The 14,122-nt window shown below is 40.5% G+C and carries 22 protein-coding genes; 12 read left to right on the plus strand and 10 right to left on the minus strand.

Annotated features, from left to right (window positions below; genetic code table 11):
- The first annotated feature begins 197 nt into the window (after nucleotides 1–197).
- Nucleotides 198–926, plus strand: coding sequence for a hypothetical protein (locus tag V1499_RS22940; protein ID WP_409276389.1), 729 nt, complete (start codon nucleotides 198–200; stop codon nucleotides 924–926).
- A gap of 53 nt (nucleotides 927–979) precedes the next feature.
- On the opposite strand, the gene V1499_RS22945 is transcribed toward V1499_RS22940, so the two are convergent.
- On the minus strand, nucleotides 980–1,219 hold the full coding sequence (locus tag V1499_RS22945; RefSeq protein ID WP_409276390.1) for a hypothetical protein: 240 nt from the start codon (nucleotides 1,217–1,219) through the stop codon (nucleotides 980–982).
- A gap of 194 nt (nucleotides 1,220–1,413) precedes the next feature.
- On the opposite strand from V1499_RS22945, the gene V1499_RS22950 reads away from it, so the two are divergent.
- Nucleotides 1,414–1,923, plus strand: a complete 510-nt coding sequence (locus tag V1499_RS22950; protein ID WP_409276391.1) for a hypothetical protein — start codon at nucleotides 1,414–1,416, stop codon at nucleotides 1,921–1,923.
- A gap of 16 nt (nucleotides 1,924–1,939) precedes the next feature.
- Nucleotides 1,940–2,167, plus strand: coding sequence for a DUF771 domain-containing protein (locus tag V1499_RS22955; RefSeq protein ID WP_409276392.1), 228 nt, complete (start codon nucleotides 1,940–1,942; stop codon nucleotides 2,165–2,167).
- Between the two features lie 131 nt (nucleotides 2,168–2,298).
- Here V1499_RS22955 and V1499_RS22960 read toward each other — a convergent pair whose 3' ends face one another.
- The 5 genes from V1499_RS22960 to V1499_RS22980 all read right to left on the minus strand — a co-directional run bounded on the left by V1499_RS22960 (nucleotide 2,299) and on the right by V1499_RS22980 (nucleotide 8,180).
- The gene (locus tag V1499_RS22960; protein ID WP_409276393.1) at nucleotides 2,299–2,805 is read right to left on the minus strand and encodes a hypothetical protein; all 507 of its coding nucleotides are present in this window, start codon (nucleotides 2,803–2,805) and stop codon (nucleotides 2,299–2,301) included.
- 1,199 nt (nucleotides 2,806–4,004) lie between these two features.
- Nucleotides 4,005–5,006 (minus strand): hypothetical protein, encoded by a 1,002-nt coding sequence (locus V1499_RS22965; RefSeq protein ID WP_409276394.1) that lies wholly within the window; start codon nucleotides 5,004–5,006, stop codon nucleotides 4,005–4,007.
- A gap of 146 nt (nucleotides 5,007–5,152) precedes the next feature.
- Nucleotides 5,153–6,163: a hypothetical protein gene (locus V1499_RS22970; RefSeq protein WP_409276395.1), complete on the minus strand. Its 1,011-nt coding sequence runs from the start codon at nucleotides 6,161–6,163 to the stop codon at nucleotides 5,153–5,155.
- A gap of 59 nt (nucleotides 6,164–6,222) precedes the next feature.
- A complete protein-coding gene (locus V1499_RS22975) occupies nucleotides 6,223–7,512 on the minus strand; it encodes a replication protein (protein ID WP_409276396.1) in 1,290 nt (429 codons plus the stop codon).
- A 272-nt stretch (nucleotides 7,513–7,784) separates the two neighbouring features.
- Nucleotides 7,785–8,180, minus strand: a complete 396-nt coding sequence (locus V1499_RS22980; RefSeq protein ID WP_409276416.1) for a S24 family peptidase — start codon at nucleotides 8,178–8,180, stop codon at nucleotides 7,785–7,787.
- 86 nt (nucleotides 8,181–8,266) lie between these two features.
- On the opposite strand from V1499_RS22980, the gene V1499_RS22985 reads away from it, so the two are divergent.
- Nucleotides 8,267–8,482, plus strand: coding sequence for a helix-turn-helix domain-containing protein (locus V1499_RS22985; RefSeq protein ID WP_409276397.1), 216 nt, complete (start codon nucleotides 8,267–8,269; stop codon nucleotides 8,480–8,482).
- A 515-nt stretch (nucleotides 8,483–8,997) separates the two neighbouring features.
- Here the strand turns inward: V1499_RS22985 and V1499_RS22990 are convergent.
- Nucleotides 8,998–9,291, minus strand: a complete 294-nt coding sequence (locus V1499_RS22990; protein ID WP_409276398.1) for a hypothetical protein — start codon at nucleotides 9,289–9,291, stop codon at nucleotides 8,998–9,000.
- Nucleotides 9,292–9,341: 50 nt separating this feature from the next.
- Nucleotides 9,342–9,902 carry a hypothetical protein gene (locus tag V1499_RS22995; RefSeq protein WP_409276399.1) on the minus strand — a complete coding sequence of 187 codons (561 nt, stop codon included), beginning with the start codon at nucleotides 9,900–9,902 and terminating at the stop codon, nucleotides 9,342–9,344.
- Between the two features lie 165 nt (nucleotides 9,903–10,067).
- On the opposite strand from V1499_RS22995, the gene V1499_RS23000 reads away from it, so the two are divergent.
- The 6 genes from V1499_RS23000 to V1499_RS23025 all read left to right on the plus strand — a co-directional run bounded on the left by V1499_RS23000 (nucleotide 10,068) and on the right by V1499_RS23025 (nucleotide 12,777).
- A complete protein-coding gene (locus tag V1499_RS23000) occupies nucleotides 10,068–10,484 on the plus strand; it encodes a plasmid-related protein (protein WP_409276400.1) in 417 nt (138 codons plus the stop codon).
- 463 nt (nucleotides 10,485–10,947) lie between these two features.
- Complete coding sequence (locus tag V1499_RS23005; RefSeq protein ID WP_409276401.1) at nucleotides 10,948–11,211, plus strand: group-specific protein; 264 nt, start codon at nucleotides 10,948–10,950, stop codon at nucleotides 11,209–11,211.
- 12 nt (nucleotides 11,212–11,223) lie between these two features.
- A complete protein-coding gene (locus V1499_RS23010) occupies nucleotides 11,224–12,087 on the plus strand; it encodes a tyrosine-type recombinase/integrase (protein WP_409276402.1) in 864 nt (287 codons plus the stop codon).
- A gap of 11 nt (nucleotides 12,088–12,098) precedes the next feature.
- Nucleotides 12,099–12,284, plus strand: a complete 186-nt coding sequence (locus tag V1499_RS23015; protein WP_409276403.1) for a hypothetical protein — start codon at nucleotides 12,099–12,101, stop codon at nucleotides 12,282–12,284.
- Entirely contained in the window at nucleotides 12,281–12,496 is a 216-nt protein-coding gene (locus V1499_RS23020) for a hypothetical protein (protein ID WP_409276404.1), read from the plus strand. The genes V1499_RS23015 and V1499_RS23020 overlap by 4 nt, the downstream gene beginning before the upstream one ends.
- A gap of 14 nt (nucleotides 12,497–12,510) precedes the next feature.
- Nucleotides 12,511–12,777 (plus strand): hypothetical protein, encoded by a 267-nt coding sequence (locus tag V1499_RS23025; protein ID WP_409276405.1) that lies wholly within the window; start codon nucleotides 12,511–12,513, stop codon nucleotides 12,775–12,777.
- A gap of 23 nt (nucleotides 12,778–12,800) precedes the next feature.
- On the opposite strand, the gene V1499_RS23030 is transcribed toward V1499_RS23025, so the two are convergent.
- Together V1499_RS23030 and V1499_RS23035 are read right to left on the minus strand one after the other, a co-directional pair.
- The gene (locus V1499_RS23030) at nucleotides 12,801–13,202 is read right to left on the minus strand and encodes a helix-turn-helix domain-containing protein (RefSeq protein WP_409276406.1); all 402 of its coding nucleotides are present in this window, start codon (nucleotides 13,200–13,202) and stop codon (nucleotides 12,801–12,803) included.
- Entirely contained in the window at nucleotides 13,199–13,408 is a 210-nt protein-coding gene (locus tag V1499_RS23035) for a helix-turn-helix domain-containing protein (RefSeq protein WP_409276407.1), read from the minus strand. Before V1499_RS23035 ends, V1499_RS23030 begins: the two co-directional genes overlap by 4 nt.
- 144 nt (nucleotides 13,409–13,552) lie before the next feature.
- Here V1499_RS23035 and V1499_RS23040 point away from each other — a divergent pair, with 144 nt between their 5' ends.
- The gene (locus V1499_RS23040; protein WP_409276408.1) at nucleotides 13,553–13,795 is read left to right on the plus strand and encodes a hypothetical protein; all 243 of its coding nucleotides are present in this window, start codon (nucleotides 13,553–13,555) and stop codon (nucleotides 13,793–13,795) included.
- A gap of 28 nt (nucleotides 13,796–13,823) precedes the next feature.
- Nucleotides 13,824–14,087, plus strand: a complete 264-nt coding sequence (locus tag V1499_RS23045) for a hypothetical protein (RefSeq protein WP_409276409.1) — start codon at nucleotides 13,824–13,826, stop codon at nucleotides 14,085–14,087.
- Nucleotides 14,088–14,122 lie beyond the last annotated feature (35 nt).

Here is a 14,122-nt window from a genome sequence, read left to right on the forward strand (position 1 = left end):
AAAGCATAAAGCCTGTACTATTAAATTAATAGGTATTAAAAAGGGTATGCAAAGGAGGTATTCAAAAGGGTATGCACGAATCACTAGTTTTCCCGATTAAATGTTTTAGCCCGCAAGTGGTGCAATCCAAAATTCACCTTGAACAAAAGGACTTTGTTATTTACTTAACCGGCACGGACGAGGAATTGGGAGATTTTATGGATTACGATGCTATGGACGAAATTGACCTCATCCCATCCATAATCAAGACTGTTGAAAAAATTTTGAATGGCGAAAAAAAGACCAAAGCAATTAAGCAATGGTCTCAAAAATGGGGATTATTGAACTCTGATTTAACTCAACCTTTAGAAGAAATATGGCTGGAACTCTATAAGATTTATAAGCTATGGGAACTATATAAAGGATTGGCCAATGGTGATATATCACTTCTTAAAGCCAACATTCAATTATCCGATGAAATCGAATTAGATCAGGATGACGTACTGATCATCGAAAGTGAGGACACATACTTAAAAAAAGCGATAATCTTTAAGGGTGAGGAATTCAGCGTGGTCGAACATCACAATTTTATGAAGGATGACAATAATCCTGAGAGCACCGTCGCTTTATTTCACTTGGCCGAAACATTGGAAAAGGAATTGCAGAACTGCACGATTTTCTCTCACCGAATGAGCATCAGCGCTGGTAAAGACATAAACGATATTAAATTCACTCCAGCATTAAAGGTTTCCACACTTAAGGAAGCTATCTATATGCAATTTTATATCCTTCTAAGCGAAAACAACCAGAAAATTTGCCCTGTATGCAATAAACCTTTTTCCCCGAATAGGATAGATCAGCGTTATTGTATACCAAAGGGTCCTTGCTACCATACAGCAAAAAGCAGGAGATACAGGAAACCCAAACCACCTAAAATCCTAGCTTAAAACCAAGGCGAACACAAAGAGGATGGCCAAATTAGAAGCCATCCTCTTTGTGATTAAAAAGGCAATAAATCTGGAGGGTAAGGTATGTTCTCCATAGCCTTCACAAGATCTGTAATGTCCGTGTCACCGTTTATTGTCACTTTCTCCAGCTGAGGCTCAAAGGCATCCTTCTTAATGACCATCCACCATTCAAAAGCCAATTCTTCCGGTTTCTTATTCCGCAAATGAAAACTGCCCGCCTGGCTTAAATTATTCCATTTGGATTTATAATCAATTTGGACTGTTATGTACATAAATTTCCTCCACACTTTTTCCTTACATAACCATTCTTTTGTAATGAGTTTTAATTTCGACCAGTAAAGATAGGTATTTCAAAATCAACCGGAACATTTAACTTGAAAAAACTTCAAATAAACCTTGTTTAAACTTCAATTTAAGTTTATAATAACTTCAAATGAAGTTCATTTAAACAAAAAGGAGTGTTACGATGTTTTATTCTGATGAAGATTTTGCAGCCAAGGTTGATGAAAAACTGGGTAATGTTCGTTACTTTAAAAAATGCCTGCGTGAAAGGGGCATGATTGGCAGCCGGCAGCAACTGTCCGATGATTTCATCGCGACATTTGAAGAAGTACGCCAAGTCCGCGAAAAGCTAAATTCAACTTGGGAACAAGCGATGGTTGAAGTCTTGAACAGGGATAACAACCTGGTACCGGAAGGAATGTTTAAAATCCAAATCTCAGAGACATGGAAAACCGATGAACGAAGGGATTACACTTTCACTTTGATGACATACTTGCCTTTTGTCCCTCAAATTGGCCTGCGCTGGGAAGACAGTGATAAAGACATCAATCTAAAAGTTGAAAACCTCACCTATCACTCAGACAAAGGAGTATTCCTGATAAGGAACACAGTTAGGGATGCAGATCGCGAAGAAGTGGAAGCCAGGATTGCAGCTAGGCAAGGTACAGGATGGTCATTACCTATTTTGGATTAATTAAACGGGAGCAACTATGAAAAAAATATGGTGGACCATGAAAGATCTCGAAGAAGCCACTGGTTACAGCGACGACTGGCTGAAAGAAAACATCCTGCTTAAACCAAGGTACAAGAAATTACTCGACTTGGAACACGGTGGTTTTGTTTACTACCCAGCAAAACGGGGCGAAAAGTGGTTGTTTATCGCTTCGAAAATGCAATTGTTTTTAGAACAGCATTTCACCGATATTTTTAAGAAATAGTCCCATTACAGCCCCCTTATCGATTAAGTAAGGGGGCTGCTTATTAATTGAGGGTGGGTGCCCAAGACCTCACCAATCTCTTTGCTATTAATTATTTTATGCCTCCATTTTCGAAGATTATGGAGTAGTAATCATAACCAGCCAAGCCGTTTAGCACCTTGGTTTGTCCATGCTTCACTTCGTTCTATTTGCATTTTCTCCAACTTTATTCGAAGTTCAAAAAATGTCTTCTGGTGCATGTGTTTGGGCTTAAAGTATGGCAATTGGTCAATATCCTTGCCGTCCAAACCCAATTTTCTTTGCAATCTCCGGATTTTAAGACCAAGATAGTCCAGCTGGTCTCCGGATTCCTGGCAGGTGAGGTAGGTTAAATTATGGCATTCACGACAACGAAAGTACTTTCCGATTATGTAAAGCTTGGCCGTTCTCATATCACATCCAGGACAACTGAACCATTTCCTATCCCCAAACCCCACTTTTGTAGTTTCAATATCTACGCGTTCTTTTACCGGTTCTCCATTAGCAGCGTAAAAGAAAAGAATATGATCGTTCTTCGTTAAAATTCGAAAGGAGATATCATTCATGGTCATTTCCAATAGCTTTCTATCCAAATGGCCATTTAATTCTCTAATATCCAATCGATAAGTTTCCTCAACTGTCCGTTTCCTAAGCTTTCCGCCGCTTCCATATGGTCCACTCCCTAAGCCTCCCACCAAAATAACCCCTTTTTTATACAAGTATATCCCTATACGGACTGATTTTCCTAAATTTAAAGGGAAATCAGGGTTTTTTTATAACCATCCGCAATTTGCGTACGGTTCACCAATGCGCTTTTTTAGGGTGGCAGAAAAGACAGAATAACAGAATCACCTTAATTAGGATTTTATAGGGCCGCGTCAATTTGACTCCACAAAATTGTGGAGTGAAAAACCTCTCTTTTACTGCTGAAAATCCATAACCCTTTTTAGGGCCTCGGAAATCTCGGGATACTCTTTTTAAGGAGTCACTTTTGTATCAGGCGATTCCGTCCCTCTTTTTAGGACCTTACAAATCTTACTATGCCGTATTCCTTCAACATCAGCAGTGAATAACCCAAGTCCAAAGCTGGACTTGATCATTAGCAGCAACCAATAGTTTGGCAGCTCAAAGTTGAGCAGTGAAATACCTCTTCCCATTCGCCCTATGTTGAACATAGCCCGTTCAATGCTCTTTTTAGGGCCTGCATAATCTGCAATAGCAACTTCTAAAACTGAAGTTTTCTGAAGTTGCTGATATCCCACCCATTTAAACTAAAACCTTAATCAAAGAGGATCCGCCAATTTTGGAGAGTCAAAACATAAGGAGCTTTCCACTAAAAATTCCCCCTTTTAGGGAGTCAGAAAAGTCAGGATACGCTACCCGGAATATCGCCCTCTCCAATTACTTAAAAGGCCGAATCAGAATAACTCTTTTTAGGGTGGGAAAAATGGGTAAATGGAAAAAGCTTAAAACCACAGTCCTTCGCGTTTTTTATAGTGTCAAAAAACTCCCCTTTGCACCTTCTAACAAGCACAATGGAGGCCTTTTTAAGGACTGACAAATCTGACTATATGTAGCACTACACCCGTATTTTTATCGTGTGAGAAAATTATGCGTTACCCACTCCAGATAGGTTGTTTTTTACCCCTACTCAATATAAAAAAGGACCCACCAAAACTGGCGAATCCTTTAGGGCGTTAGAAATGTTAGGATACCTTTTTATCGTGTCATAAAATTATTACCTCTTTTAAGGCCTCGCAAATCTTGCAATAGAAAAAATCCGTAGAAACATGAGATCATAAACCGGGATAGTCCTATTTCATTTTTTCTTGAACTTGATAACCTTCGATTCCTCGATCCAGCCAACTTCCCCAGAGGATTCTCCGTTATTTACTTCAACCTTAAGCCAATTACCTCGACGCTCTAGTATTGTTAAGACTGAATTAACCTTTATTTTACCTCCACTAAGGATAGGAGCTGTTCCCCTGGCACCTTCCCTAAGATAAGCTTCCTTTCGCAAAAAAGCCACCTGATCCAGTGGATATATCTGCAGTTCAGTTGTAACCTTCCTAATATCCCTTGAAGCCATATCCTCTGAAATGTTAAGGCTTATGGTTTTTATTGCCTCTGTATTAAATCCGTTATAATAAATTAGCGTCAGGGTACTAAATAGCCCATAAATCACAAATTTAGCTGCATCAACGGCTAAAGAAGAAAATACCTCTTTGATAAAGCCACTTAATGAAAATTTACCTCTCTCATCTGTCCATTTATTAAACAACTTTAAGACATCGTCTTCGGTCAAAGAAGTAGTTCTTTCCGAAACATCGGCTTGTGCCGCTTCAATTCCAATGAATTTAAAATCAATATCTTCTTCAAAATCAATATCCTTTATGACTCCGTCTTCCACCAAAGAAGCAAATGCATCTGTATATGGAGCTATAGAAGTTGCAGTCCAGGAACTCTGGACACTACTCATTTGCTGATAAACTTTTAGCATTTCATTGTTGTGACGAGCAAGGCTCCTATGCAGACTTGAAGAAATTCCCGAAGTAATTTCCTCAAGTCTTTTATTAACAAGTAAGGCCATTCTTCGTTGCTGATCTTTAAGCTGCACTAAAGATGCCATAGATCTTTCTAGAGACGAGAAATCAATTTCTTGAAGCTTTATTGAAACAGCACGGTCAATCGAGTTCGCCATGATTAAAAGAGCACGCGAAGCATTTGAAGGAAGAGAGTATAAAGTTCGTTGAGCCTCTAACATTTGCCCGAATGCGATTGCAGAAGAAGATACATTAATAGAAAACCGAGTAGTCGTCATAACCAGGAAAGCCCTCCCCTAAATAGAACTTCAAAACAGAGCACAGCACCCCAAAAAAGCCATTAAAAAAGTTTAGGCCCCTTCTTTAAAACGAAGGGGCCAGGCTAACGCCCATAATATAAGCTGACAGACCTGTGAACACTTTTTTAAGGATGGATTTTTTCAAATTTATTAACCTTGGATTCCTCTAGCCACCCAACTTCTCCAGATAGGTCATTATCAGAATGTACTTGAATCTTTACCCAATTACCCTTACGTTCCAGGATAGTTACTATTGCATTTTTTGGTAGCTTTTCATAAGTCACCAATGGAGCTGTTCGTTTTGAGCCTTCTCTTAAGAAGGATTCCTCGCGCAGGAATCCCAACGTTACCATTCGAAATCCCCCGTCATCAGCCACCTCAACCAAATACACATTTTCTTGGACAGCAACTTTTTTAAATTCATGGGCCGGTATATCCGGAGACACTTTCTCAAGGAGTTTATCTATTCCCTGTGAATTATGGATGGACAGATTTAAAGCTACAAAAGCAGCCCAAAATGCACCAAAAACATATTTTACAGCTTCATAAGCTGCATTTTCTAATAAACTTTGCAACAATCCTTTTGCAGAAAATTTACCTTGCTGATCAACGTTCTCTGCAATCATTGCTTTAACTTCCTCTGCAGTCACCAATCTAGAATTGCTTTTAATCTCTTCCGCAGACTCCTCAATTTGATGAACGATTTCTTCCTCTTCAAACTCAATTTCTTTAATAGTCCCGTCCGCTAATAAAGATGCAAAAGCTTCTGTGTATGAAGCCACAAGAGAAGCATCCCTCTGAGAAGGATCCAATCTATAATAAAATGTATTAAGTCTGCTTATTGTACGAGCAAAGCCCTCCTGTTGTTCACTCAACCTTATCAACATTGGAGAAACCATAGTTACAGATTTCGCTAAACCAGTTAAATTAGTACTAGAAGCCATCAACTGAAGAGCGCGACTCTGTTTTAACATCGCATCATAAGCAGTATCGCCACTCAAATAATCCTTAAATTTATTCGAAAACCGTATTGTGGGGTTAGCTGTTTCATGTAACTGTGAAAGATCAAACTGTGATAACATACGAGCCATTGCTTTCTGTTGCTTAAGATACCGAGAGATATAATCATCAAACAAACAAAACGACTCTCCTTCAGGCTAACGCCCATAATATAAGGTGACATACCAGTGAACACCTATAATTGCTTCTTCAACTTGTGAACGTACCCCACCGAAAAGCCGGTTAGTCGCGCTAAATCACGGACAGAAGCTCCAGGATTCTCTTGGGTTACTACACGAAGTATAGACAGCTTGTCCATCGTCTTTTGCTGTTCCTTCTGCAAATACTCCGCTCTCGCCTGAACGCCCGATTCTCGGCGCTTTTCACGCTGGTAAACCGTATTCCTGCGCCGTTTTTCACCTTGGCCAATGATGGTTGTTAGGTGAGTTTGCTCTTCATCGGTAATATCCAGCCAGCTGATCAGTTTTTTATTTGAAATGTTGTAACCCGCGCCCGGATAACCCTTTTCAATTGCAATACGGTTTGCTTCTTCATTGTTTCGCGCTTCCCATGCCTTTTCGGCGCTCCTGGTGGCCCTTTCCACCTCTTTGATGGTTAAGGGATGGGTAAACTGTAGATTCAGCATCATAGTCTGATTTAGGGCTTCTGCAGGGTCGTTCGAATAGCAGCAAAGCCAGTAACGGTATAGGAAGCAAATCACTTCTCGATGGCCAGTAACTGCATAGTCTCTCAGTTCGACAAGTTTCACTAAGTCCATCAATCTGGCATAATGCAGTTTGTATGTATTGAATAGCTGGGCAACTTTCTTTTTACGGCCCATCCTTTTCTTCTTGGGTGGTTTTATTTCATCGTTAAGATCAGGTAAGTAATCAAATTGAATTTGTCTCAATTGGTATTTAAAATCGTGCCTATACTCAGCGCGGACCTCCGCTCCGTTCTTGGAGTTCACGCTGCCGGCTATCCGGAAAACCCTGGCCGCGTCTGCCGCCTTTGGATCCCCACCGAGTTCGGAAAGCTGATTTACAAAGTAATTTTGGACAGCCTGCCATAACGGAAGGGCTTTATGTGGTACCGGATCAATGAGCCATATAAGAACAATCCCTTGGCCACTGAAAATAATGACGTTGGGTTCGGGAATGATCTTCCCGAAAAACTCATGCTCGAGCTTCCCCATCACCCAACTGGGGTCAAAATTAAATAAGTAAAAGTCCAGGTCCACATATAAGGACCGTAATTGACGGATATTCTCGATGCTTCGTTGTGGTCGGTAAAAAGTGTTTTGACTGAAGAATACATCCTCGCCTAACCAATTTGTAAGCTGGGTTGCAAGTTCCTCTGGCTGGAAATGGTACTGATGAAACTTCCCATTCTCTGTCTTCTTTGCTACGGTTATCCAACCATCCGCACCGTTGTGTTGGAACCAGGCGTGATACCGAGCTTTTTCGGCAGCACTAAAATTCCCCATAAATTTTTTCCCCTTTCTAGTGGAAAGGGACCGCATACCGTGGTAAACTAAAACTAAATAATATTAATAAAAGGGTATACGAATCCCTTTGATGTTTCGAGAAACTCCCAAGGCGGCCAAACCAGAGGGAGTTTTTCTCGTTTATGACTATTATTCTATCAAAAGTTCACTACAATAGGTTTAAAAATTTGTAGAATTTACCCGGAAATTGAGAAAAGCAGGAGTTTTCCCCCTGCTTTTTGTGATAAACTAAATATATACAACAAAATGTTTTAACCAACGAAAGCCATAGTGTTCCCAGCACTGTGGTTTTCTTTATTGTCCGGCACTTCCAGAAAGCCCACGACCTTCCCGATTATCTCTACAGAATTAGGCCTTACTACAGTAACCCTTCCCTGATCAGGCAGCAGAATGAGATGACCGCCGAAGCGGGTATACCTAGAAACGCTATACTGGCCGTTTATGCAGAATACAGCTAAATCCTTTGCATTAGCAGCCGGCAAAACTTCCGGATCCACCACTATAAGATCCCCTTCGCGTAAAACAGGCTCCATGGCAGCTCCGACAACTTCTAAAGCGAAACACTTCAACTTCATTACCTCCTTAATTAACTTTATAGAGTTAAATATTACTAACTTACAATTAAATATTAATTCTATATACTGTATATGTCAACCAAATATTGTATATATTTATTATTAAAGGTAAAATATAAATAAATTAAAGTTAAATTGTGTTGTTAGGAGGGGTGAAAATGCCACTAGAAAATTCCTTAAGAATTGTTATGGCGAAGAAGAGGATTGATAACATAAGCGAATTGATCAATGTAACGGGGTTAAGTAGGAATGCGCTAAATAAGCTTTGGCACAACGAAAACTTGGAGAGTGTTAAGCTGGGGACCCTTATGACGATTTGCGATAAGTTAGGGATTCCGCTCTCAGAGCTTATACAATACGATCCGGAGAAATAAGTAGGGGCTTAGGTTGCTTGCGTCTGGAGATTTGCAAGACCCCCGGTGAAAATTTAAAACTAAATATATAAATTTTGCCGTGCAGTATATTAATTGTTGTTTATAACCACACATCTTGTGTTATACTCTGAAATATAACGACGTATATTGACCAGTTTGGGCTATTTTGGTTCAAACTGAACAACTTTGAACAAAATAAAAAGACCGCGGTACTGGTAATACCCCGGTCGAGCCACAGCCATGCTTCGCAGATGAGCGAACTGGTACAAAAGGATAGATCAAGGAAAGCTAATCCACTTTGCTTTGGCCGGCGGGGTGGATTACTTTTTTGTTACGGCGATGATTTGTACAACTAATCCGATTAATGCTATTACGAATATTGCTGTAGGCAAATCCATGATCTCACCTCCATTCTTGGAGGATTGATCGCCCACCCCGTCGCATGACTATTAATCACATTGTAGTACATTTTTTCCATTACTATCAATCATTTCAGTACTTTAATCCGATTAAATTCAATCTTTTTTTTCTTTATATGCTGAAAAGCCTATTAAATCGCCGTTTTTAAAGGCTTTTTTATAGGTGGTCACCTTTGTCCTCTTGTTCCCACTTCCGAAGTTCCTCGGCTTAATCTTCCTTTTCAAACCAACGCAATAAGCCTCTCCTTGCCTTTTTTTGCTCTCCAGCTTCCTTTGCCTCCAGTAGCAGTTTTTTGTCTCCTGAGACTCTCTAAGGGACTCCATCAGCAGCTGATTGCGCTTTTCAGCATACTTTTTTGCAATGCCGCCATTGTGTCCTATGTTTGGCACCAAGGTCGCCGTTTACGCTCCAATATCCTCTAGCGTTACCCTCTTCAGCATTAATCGGAATCTTTTCCGAACCACCGCATAATCCCCTTCCGGGCTTTTTTTCGTTCATTGGCCTCTATTAGTAGCATTTTTGTTTCCCTGGACTCATTTAAGACTTCCATTAGCATTTGATCACGTTTTTCCAGTCGTTCTTCTATGTATCGCTGTTGTTGCTCAAGCCGCTTCAAAAGCTCCTGGTTATACTCCTCCTGAGCCTTAATATGGTTCAAAAGCTCCTTAACAATCGGATTAGAACGGTCTAAATCACGGCGTTCCTCTTCGTTTTCTGCTGGAACGATACCCGTTCCCACCGAGAACGAACCCTTACCAAACCTATCTACAACAAGGCTTGCGGCGTTATCGAGCTGCATGTTATGCTGCTTGACAAGGTTTTGGAAATGCTTCAGTACCACAAGGTCACCTTCAACGAATACGCGATTATTTTGCTCGTTTCGCATGAATTGGTACTCGTTCTTTTCTAGAGCGATGCACCATTTTCTCAGCGTGCTATCACCAACCGCCAGGGTCAAACTAACCTCCTTCGGACTATAGGCTTTCTCATATGTATCCACCGTTACTACCTCCGTTCTTTTAATCGTTATTTTAAATGACCTTAGCCAAAAGTCATAGAAGAACGTCTGTTTGACATTGTTTTGGAAAAATTCAAAAGAATCATACCTACTTCGACAATTTTCCCTTATACTGGTTGTAAGTATCCAATAAAGGTTGTTGAGTATATGTCGTCCAAAACTACAATTACAATAAATCCAAATGCGACCACTACCCAGCTGGCGGGCTATGTTCCTCAGGAGGTCCTGGATCATTACTCCATTCAGTGCCCGAGTAACGAAGTGACCATCCCCCCGGGCGTGTTAAAGCACATAAGAAAGCAGCGTCATTGGGTTGAATTTATGCAATATTACCAGGATATCCCGGATATGATTGCCAATCCTGACTATGCTGGGCAAAATCCAAAAGAACCAGGGACAGTCGAACTATACAAGGTGATTAATGATCATCTTCTTTTGGCCATCAAGGTAGATCCCAGCACAGGTCTCTTTCTTAGTTCTTTTTATAAATTGGACAACCCGCAAAGTAAAGTCGCTGGTCGTTTACGTAACGGAAGGATACATCCTATTTCATTTTTCAGGTAGATAAAGTATCTTAAAGTACCATAACGTGGCATAACGTGGCACAAAATAACACAAAATGGTTTACAAAGTTGGCCTAAAAGGGTAATATGTTGGTGAGACGAACGTATACATGTTTATGTTTACAAATACATTAACTCTGTAGAGGTTATTGAGGTGGGAAAGGTTCCCCACGCGCTGCCAAGTTACTAACTTAGGTAGTTACCAGAGATCAGGATTACCGCCCTGCTATAACCTTTACTCATGACAAAAGCCATCTTCTTCGGAAGATGGCTTTTTTTATTTGTTTTTCAGCATTAGGGTAGCTGTGATTGTTCCGCTTCAAAACAAATTATTGAAAAGTTGATATTATAGGGCCTAAATTAAATTCAATACAAAATATACATTTTGTAATTGACTTTTATGGTTATAATAATGTATTATAGAGTTAAATATTAACCTTATAAAGTTAAGTGGTGGAGGCAGCATGATTAACATTGAAATTGACCAACAAGAAGCTCGTGAACTGTACCTTAAGAAGATTGAGGAAGCCATTCAACGCCTAGACTTGGAAAAGGTTTTTTGGGATTCAAAGGAGCTGCAGCGCCGTACATGCTTAAGTTGGAGCACGATTCAAACTACGTTTTTCTATGATCCGCGTTTCCCAAAATACAAAGTCGGTGGGAAATGGATGTACCCGGCCAGGGAAACACAGGAGTTTTTGCTTACTTGGCTTAAAGAACACAAATAGGGAGGGGTTAGGATGAGGAATCTGAATTATTTAGAGGGGTTTCGTGACTACCTGGTTGAAGAGGATAAAAGCGCAGGAACTATTGACGGTTATGTAAGTGACGTAAAGGATTTTTTGGCATTCCTGAAGAAAGATATAAACAAGCTTAAACGGCTTGAAATCACCGCCTACAAGGATCACATGCGGAAGAAGAACTTAAAAACCCCAACCATCAATCGCAAGCTGGTTTCTGTGAAACAGTTTATCGACTTCCTAAATGACCGCTACAAACTCTCCATTTCGTCCCGTGTTAAGCAAGAGAAGGTTCAGAGGCAGTATTCCCTTAAGGACGAAGAACTCCTCACAGAGGGCGATTTTGTGCGTTTGCTGACGGCCGTGGTCAATGCCCAAGATTTGCGAGCAAAAGCCTTATTCGAATCTATGTATTATTCCGGAATGAGGATCAGTGAGGCCCTCCAGCTTCGTATCGATCATGTCACAAAGGGTGCCAAGGTCATCGAGGACATAAAGGGCAAGGGAAGCAAATATCGTCCCATTTTTATTAGCGATAAGCTTCTGGATTCTCTTCGCGAGTACTTGGAAGTCAGAGTACAGCCTTATGGCAGCACCACAGATGCATTATTTGTAGGAGAACGAGGGCCAATTACCAGACAATCAGCTCACACTTGGATGAAAAAGTATGCTGCTGCAGCCGGCATAGAGCCCACTAAAGCACATGTCCATAACCTCAGGCACCTATTCGGCTTGCGTTTGGCCTCCCGAGGCGTGCCAATCCAGGACATAGCCAAGTACATGGGCCACACGAGCATCGAGGTAACCAAAATTTATTTAGAAAAGCCGCAGTCTTATTACGCTGAAATGATTGATCAATTATAGGAGGGGCCGAGATGATGAGTGAGTTATATCAAACCGAAGCTCAGGCTGAAACAAGAAAACAGTTGAAAAAGTCTCAAGGCTATTGGATTTGCGACAAATGCGGCACTAAATATTACGGCGGAATTATTTGCGATCCGTGCCTTCACGCTGAATTTAAGGCGGAAGTAATGAAATTGAAGGGTGGGAATAGGCGATGAAAAGAACGCTGGCTGCAATCAACGCCGACTATGAAAGGATCCTGAGCTCCGATTTGAACGACTACAACAAGGCCATTGAATTGGCCGCGCTTATGACCGAAATGGAGGGCAGCTACCAGGTGCCTATGCTTAAAAATGAAGAGTGGGAGAAGGCAAATAAGCCGGTTATTGCTTTGTACAGGAAAATATCACGCAGCAGAAAATTTGATTAGGGAGGCAAACAGTAATGGCGGTAGACGATCACGCGATAGACAGTCTTAGAACCTGGTTTGACATTGAGTATGACGAATTGAAAAAAGAATGGAAGAGTGGCCAATACAGCAAGCTCACTTACTGCCCTTCTTATAAGGATGCTGCGACTTATCGAGATGCCTTGAACGTTTTAATTAAGGGCCGCTATTTGCCTGAATATGTGGATGAATATAAACTCGCGCCATTAAAAAAGATGATTGATGAGGACTTAGAGGACGAAAAATACGTGTTGCCATATTAATAAAAAAGGGCTAAGCAAGATGCTTAGTCCCTTTTTGTTCGATTGCTTAATTCCAGCCACTCAAAGAATTTGTCTCTTTTCACTCGCTTAGACCGGCCGTATCTAATCAGTGGAAAATCTTTACGCTCCATAATCTCGTAGGCTACTCTTCTGCTGATGCCGAGTATTTCGGCCATATGTACAGCAGACATTACGATTGGATATTGGTGAGTGTCGTTGGGTAAAAAAGTATAATCGGGCTCCTCCACTTTTTCCTCCGCTACATCGTAAACTATATGTCCCTCACCATGAAGTTTAGCCTTTTTAGAACACTTCGGACATTTCCTGGTCTTTGAATAATCATTCTTAGCAGCAAAACGAGAGACTACCGCAAAATTCAATTCACACGCATCGCATTGATAGACATATGCCCCTTCAGTCCTCATTGTTCGTTCTTCTGAATTGTTATTAATTCCCCTGGAGTGCAGTCCAATGCCAGGCAAATCTTTTCAATTTGGTCCATTTCAATCCTTTTAATGGTTTCGTGGTACATAGCTGAAATGGTTGCCGGCCGGATCCCTGTCTCTTCAGCCAACTGCTTTTGAGTCCATTTTTTCCTTCCAAGCAACTCCGCAACATGAACCCTGATCATATAAACATCCCCCCTTAATTTCTCCTTATAGTCAAATTATAACGATAAGAGTAATTTTATTACAACTATTTATTGACAAATTACTCTAAGAGTAATAATATGTGTACAAGAGGTAATAATATTACGGGAAAAGAGGTGATAAAGTTGAGTAAAAATGATTCCAGTGAAATTACATTTACACTTGGGCGCATGACTCTTTTAGTTGGCGGTGACCAGGAATCAGTTTTTTTCAAGATTAATGAACGCGGGAAAGAATACGAATACAACGAAAAAGAATATGCTGTGGACCTGTTTCCATATGATCTTGAAATCCTAATTACGGCACTCACAGTGTTTAAAAAACGGATAGAAAATAATCCTTGTAAAGGATGTAATCAGGAATTATAGATTGAACTACATGGAGGTGGAAACGAGAATGGGGAAAATAGTAATAACGCCGGAACAAAGCAAGTTTGCGATGGAATTAGGCCAAGAATCACCTGAAGCAATGATGAACTATCTGGTTTCGCAAACCATAAACATAGAGATTGAAGATAATTCTGAGTTATCTAAAGTTTACCAGGAAGCGTTTGAGAAGGGGTTTGATTCATGTCTTTGTTTCATGGAGGAAGTTTTAAGGGAAATGCGGAAAAAGAAGGATGCAGCTAGCAAAGGAAAGGACAATAAAGCATGCAGCTGACAGACAAAACCTGTAAGGCAATTGCGAAGTTATTA

Origin of the sequence: Neobacillus oceani (genome assembly GCF_046237595.1) — a bacterium.
Lineage (GTDB): Bacteria > Bacillota > Bacilli > Bacillales > Cytobacillaceae > Bacillus_D > Bacillus_D oceani.